The sequence below is a fragment of the Rhodococcus sp. MPR-R1B genome (assembly GCF_058793255.1).
Map to the genome: position 1 here is coordinate 1 of NZ_JBXAFO010000062.1, position 6,423 is coordinate 6,423.

The 6,423-nt window shown below is 62.8% G+C and carries 1 protein-coding gene; it reads right to left on the bottom strand.

Going from position 1 to position 6,423, the window contains the following annotated elements; genetic code table 11:
• Positions 1-6,423: amino acid adenylation domain-containing protein (locus AC1Q61_RS32515; RefSeq protein WP_492654929.1), on the bottom strand; the 6,423-nt coding region annotated here is incomplete at both ends.

The window sequence follows — 6,423 nt, forward strand, 5'->3', positions numbered from 1 at the left end:
CCACAACCCCCACACCATCCCAACCACCCACCACCAACCCACGCTCACCGGCGACAAACACGTCGACCTCACCGACCGGTGTATCCGCGTTCGCTGCGAAGGCGGCAAGAATCCGCGACATTCGCTGTGCAATGGTGTCGACCGCGGCGCGGTCGAATGCCGCCGGCTGGTACCGCAGGCTGACCTGCAGCGTCGGTTCCGCGACCGACAGCACGGTGAGCGGGTAATGCGTGGCGTCGCGGGCATTCACAGCGGTGACGCGCATACCGGCAATGTCGGTGTTCCCGCCCATCCCCGAGGTATCGATCGGATACGACTCGAAGACCGACAGTGTGTCGAACAAATTGCCTGTCCCTACGACAGATTGAATCGCGCCGAGTCCGACATAGTGATGATCGAGCAGAGCTGTCTGCTCGCTTTGCAGTCGAGCGAGCAGCTGCGTACACGTCTCGTCCGGATCCAGTTGCACTCGGACAGGCAACGTGTTGATCAGCAGCCCCATCATGTTTTCCACACCAGACAACTCGGGTGAGCGGCCCGAAACCGTGACGCCGAAGACTACGTCGTCACGGGAAAGCATCCGAGACAGTAGGACACCCCACGCCGCCTGGATCACCGTGTTCATCGTGATCCCGCTCCGTTGGACCAGCGCACCGAGTCCGTCGCGCACCGAATCGGGTAGATCGACGGCAACCTCTTCGGGCACCAGCTGCTCCACGATCGGCGTCGAAGGCGCCAACAACGTCGGCTCGTCGACGCCTTCCAAGGCGTCCTCCCACGCCGCGAGCGAGGTCTCCATATCGCGGTGCATCAACCATTCCAGATAGGCGCGGTAGGAGGGAGTCTCGGGAAGATCGGCCGGGGCCCTCTCGACCGGGAGACCGTCGGCCGCGTATCGCATCAACAGTTCGCGAACCATCAACGGTATCGACCAGCCGTCGAGAACGATGTGATGGTTCGTCACCACCAACACGCACCTCGTCGGCGAGGTTCGCAGCAGCGTCAGCCGAAGCAGTGGCGGCGAAGCGAGGTCGAAGGGTGCACTGCGGTCCTCGTCGAGGCGGCGCTCCAGATCTGCGTCGGTTGCCGATCCGCGATCACTCAGGTCGACCTCGGTCCAGGGAATCACTGCATCGTCGACAATCAACTGCACCGGTAGGCCGTTCACGTCGTAGAGGAACGCTGCACACAGATTCGGGTGGTTTGCGAGTAGTCCGGCAGCAGCGCCGCGCAAACGCTCGGAATCAACCGCTCCTTCGAGCTCGACGCACAACTGCGCTGTGTAGACGTCCGTCGACGTGGCCGCCAGTGAGGCATGGAACATCAGCCCGGCCTGAAGGGGCGACACCGACCAGACATCTTGCAATCCGGGGAAGTCGTTCTCCCAGCGTTCGATCTGTTGTTGGTCGACCGAGACGAGGGGAATGTCCGACGGCGTCAGACCGCCCGCATCAGGTCGCGACGCGTGCGCGGTGAGTCCGTCGAGCGCACGACGCCACAGTTCCGCGAACTCCGCGATGTCAGACCTGTCGAGCACTCCGCGGGGAAAGGTGAAAGATGCTGTCAGGCAGGGCCCGTCGACATGGTCCTCAACCGCCGCGTTGATGTCGATCACGGACGCCACAGGCATGGACCGATTCTGGGTTCCGCCGAGCCTTCGATTGCCCTCCACCGGCAGCCAGTCCTGTGTTCCGTCAGAGGAGCTGATCCGGCCCAGATAGTTGAAACTGATCTGAGGAGAACGGAATCGGCCGAGTGGGTCGCTCTCGCCCGACAGGTACCGCAACATCCCGAATCCGATTCCATGATCGGGGATCGCACGCACGTACTCTTTGACAGCTTTGAGAGCCCGCCCGGCGTCGGCGCCACCTGCCAGTGCGTCGTCGACGTCGATTGCGCCAAGTTCCACGCGCACCGGGTAGAGCGTGGTGAACCAACCAACGGTGCGAGCGAGGTCTGCACCAGGAACCGCTCCTTCCTCGCGCCCGTGTCCTTCGAGCGTGATCAGGGCGGCAGCGGTATCCATACCGCGGCGTCGTCGCCACTCGATCGAGGCCAACGCAACAGCGGTGACGAGTCCGTCGTTCACGCCGGCGTGGAATGCCGCAGGAACCGTGGTGAGAAGGTTCCTGGTCGCCGAAGGCGAGATGTCCACTGTAACGGTGTCGACCGTCTCGTCGACGTCGATCGTGGGATCGAGTGGGCGCGAACCGATCAACGGGTCATCGCCGTCCAGGATCGTTTTCCATATGTCCAGTTCGACGCTCCGGTCGCCCACGTGCTCGACAAGCCCATGCGCCCATCGCCGGAACGACGTTCCGATCTGTGGCAGTTCGGGCGTGACACCGGCCTGGAGTTGTGCTGTCACCGACGCCAGGTCGGTGACCAGAATGCGCCACGAGACGCCGTCGACAACCAGGTGATGAATCACCACAAGTAGTCGGCCCCGCCCGGTCGACACGTCAGGTTTGACGGCCAGGTCGAACCAGATCACGCGCACCATGTCAGCCGTGGCGGGATCCAAGCTGTCGGCCACGGCCTCGAGTTCTCCCGACGCCAAGGCCCTGAAACCTTCGTCGTCCACCGAATCGACAGCTACGCGGTGGATCAGTCCTTCGGCCGAGATCGAGCCGGGTGGTAAGACTTCCATGACCCGGTCACTCTCAACCAAGCGAGCTCGAAGCATTCCGTGGCGGTCCAGCAACACCTGGAGACCACGGACAAGGAGGTCCTGGGTGAGATCAGCGGGAGCTGTCAGCAAGAGCGCCTGGGAGAACCGTTTCACTCCGCCGCCACGCAGCCCGCCACTGCTGCGGTCGAGCATCCACTGCGCCACCGGGCTCAGTGGAACAGTTCCGACAGCGGATCCCGGTAGCTCCGCGAGTACATCAGGCCTGTCCTGCTCAAGGTGCGCCGACTCGGCAAGCGCGGCGACGGATTTGTGGTCGAAAACATCTCGGGGTGAGATGATCACACCCGCATCGCGAGCGCGGGCCACCAATTGGATGGACATGATGCTGTCGCCACCGAGCTCGAAGAACGAATCATGCACTCCTACCGCGTCGAGACCGAGAACCTGCGCGAACAGAGCGGCAAGAAGATTCTCGGTTTCCGTTCGCGGTGGCCGGTCGGGTGTGGCGGCGGACGAGAAATCGGGTGTGGGAAGCGCTGCGCGGTCGAGTTTTCCGTGAACCGTCAGCGGAACGGCGTCGAGCACCACCACCGCCGCCGGCACCATGTACGACGGCAGGCGCTTGCCTGCATGGGCGAGGACGTCTCGCGGATCGACACTCGCTCCGCGATCGGGAACCACGTAGCCGATCAACCGATCCCTGCCGTCGCCGTTCCAGACGGCCGTCACCGCCTGGGCCACGCGCGGGTGCGTCTGCAGTGCCACCTCGACTTCCCCGAGTTCGATGCGGAACCCACGGACTTTGACTTGGGCATCGGTGCGCCCGAGATACTCCAGCCGTCGGTCGGGCGTCCACCGCACGCGATCGCCCGTGCGATAGATCCGCGTTCCCGGCGCACCGAAGGGATCTGCGACAAACTGCGTGGCGGTCAACGGGTATCGCCGGTGATAGCCGCGAGCGAGAGCCGGCCCGGCAAGATACAACTCCCCCGCGACACCTACCGGTACCGCTCGCAGACGCGAGTCCAGCACTACCTCGCTGAATCCGCGAGTAGGTGTGCCGATAGTGACCGGGTCGTTCGGAGCCAGTGCCGCACTGATGCTCGACACGACAGTTGCCTCGGTAGGACCGTAGGCGTTGAACATCTTTCTGCCCGGAGCCCAGCGGGCCACCAATTCCGGCGGACACGCTTCCCCACCTGTCACGACACAACCGACAGTGGTGAGACCGTCTGGGTCGACGGACGTTAAGGCCGCCGGAGTCGCAAAACAATGGGTGACGCGCTCGCGCTCCAGTAACGCCGCCAGTTCCGACCCGCCGTAGACGGTCGGTGGCACGATCACCATCGTGGCTCCAGCACCAACGGCCATCACGAGCTCGAGAACCGACGCGTCGAAACTCGGCGAAGCGAAGTGCAGAGTTCTGGATCGGGTCGTGGCGGCGAAGGTCTCACGCTCCTGGAGCGCGAAGTCGCTCAACCCGCGATGTGTGACCGTCACGCCCTTGGGTGTTCCTGTCGACCCCGACGTGTAGATCAGATAGACCGGATTGTCGATGCGAATCGGTGCCTTCCGATCCGCGTCGGTGACTTTCGATGGCGAGTACGCCCGCAGCCGTTCCTCGAAACCGGCATCGTCGAGGACCAGCCACGGCACGAGGCCGGACAATGCCGCGTTGTGAGCTCGAGACGTTATCCCCCACCCTGCACCGGAGTCGCCCAGCATGTGCTCGATACGAGCAGCAGGATGTCCCGGGTCCACGGGAAGGAATGCCGCACCTGTCTTGGCAATGGACCACACCGCCAGAACGGACTCGATGGAGCGTGGGAGACACAACGCCACCACCGATTCGGGACCCACTCCGGATTCGATCAGCATGCGGGCCAATCGGTTCGACTGCGCGTCGAGTTCGAGATAGGTCACTTCACGTTCCTCGAACACCAGCGCAACGGCGCCGGGATCCTGGGCAGTCGCCATATCTGTTGCTGCAGTCAGCAAATCCGGAAGGGTCTGAACAGCGGCGGAAATCTCACCTCGCACGGGTACCAGTTCGGCTGACTCATAGGCGTCGAGGATCTCGATATCTCCGATCCGTGATTGCGGATCCGTGATAACGCGCTCGAGAATCCGTTGCAGGCGGTCGGCGAAGCCCGCTACCGTTTCCTCGTCGAAAATATCTGTGGCATATCCGAATTCGGCGCGAAGACCGTCCGATTCGCCGGCTGCGCCGGCGTTCTGCGTCACCGTCAACTGAAGATCGAAGTTGATGGTGTCGATCTCGACGCCCACGTCGGTCACCTGCAGGTCGGGGAGTTCGAGTGCAGGCCGTTCGATGTCTTGGAACTCCAACATGACTTGAAACAGGGGCGAGTACGCCGTCGAACGTGAAGGATTCACGATCTCGACGACTCTTTCGAACGGCACGTCCGCGTGAATGAAGGCGCTCAGATCTACGTTTCGGACCTGGTCGAGGAAGTCTCCGAAAGTTGCGCCGCGGTCCACTGCAGTGCGCAACACCAACGTGTTGACGAACATGCCCACCAGGTCGTCGAGTTCGCGCTCCCCACGCCCGGCGATGGGAGTTCCGACGGCTACGTCGTCCTCATCACTGAGCCTCGCCAGCAGCACTGCCAAGGCTGCGTGCACAACCATGAAGACCGTGGCGTTGTGTTTGCGCGACAGGGCAACCACACCGGCATGCACCTTCGGACCGAACACGAACCTGATCCGTCCGCGCCGAAGCGAACGCACATCAACACGCGGTCGATCGGTCGGAATGTCGAGAACCTCCGGTGCGCCCGCAAGATTCTCGGCCCAATAGCCGAGCTGTTTCGAGATCAGAGACCGAGAGTCCGATTCCGAGCCCAACCAACCACGTTGCCACAACGCGTAGTCGGCATACTGGATCCCGAGCGGCGCCCACTGCGGTGCCTCACCGTTCACACGGGAGGTGTATGCGCTCATGAGATCTCGGGCCAGCGGTACCGTGGAGAATCCGTCGGCGGCGATGTGGTGAATCACGATCACCAGGACATGCGAGTGGACCTGGTCGTCTCGCCGCAACAAGGTGGCGCGCATCGGGACCTGCTGCATGACGTCGAAACCATCCGAAACGATCTGCCGGCAACGCTCGCGCAGCTCTTCCTCTCCCTGCACAAGTATCGGTGCAAGATCCGATACCACCTGTGAGGTAGACATGATCACTTGACGCGGGCCGTCGTCAGTGAGAGGAAAAACAGTGCGCAAGGACTCGTGCCGCTCGACGACGTCGACAAATGCCGCGTGAAGTGCACTCAGATTCACTGTGCCGTCGAGCCTCAACGCGCACGCGACGTTGTAGGCGGCGGACTCGGGGTCGAACTGATTCGCAAACCACATTCGCTCCTGCGCCGGCGAAAGTGGGATATCCGTCGTCGTACCCCGCGGCCTCAACGCCGGCTTGGCCCCCTCTCCTCCGCGACACTGCGCCAACTCGGCCAGCGCTGCAACGGTAGAAGCATCGAAGACGTCGCGAATGTTGATCCTTTCGCCGAGAACAGAATTCACTCGCGCAACCAGCCTGGCCGCACTGAGAGAGTTCCCACCCAGGGCAAAAAAGTCGTCGTTCACGCCCACCGTCGACGTTCCCAGCAGATCATCGAAGATTGCGGCAACCGTCTCCTCGACCGGCGTTCGTGGCGCAACATACTGCAGCGGTTGAGGTTCGAAGTTGACGTCCGGGAGGGCTTTACGGTCCAACTTCCCATGCACCGTCACCGGAAACTCCCCCAACACCACCACCACCGACGGCA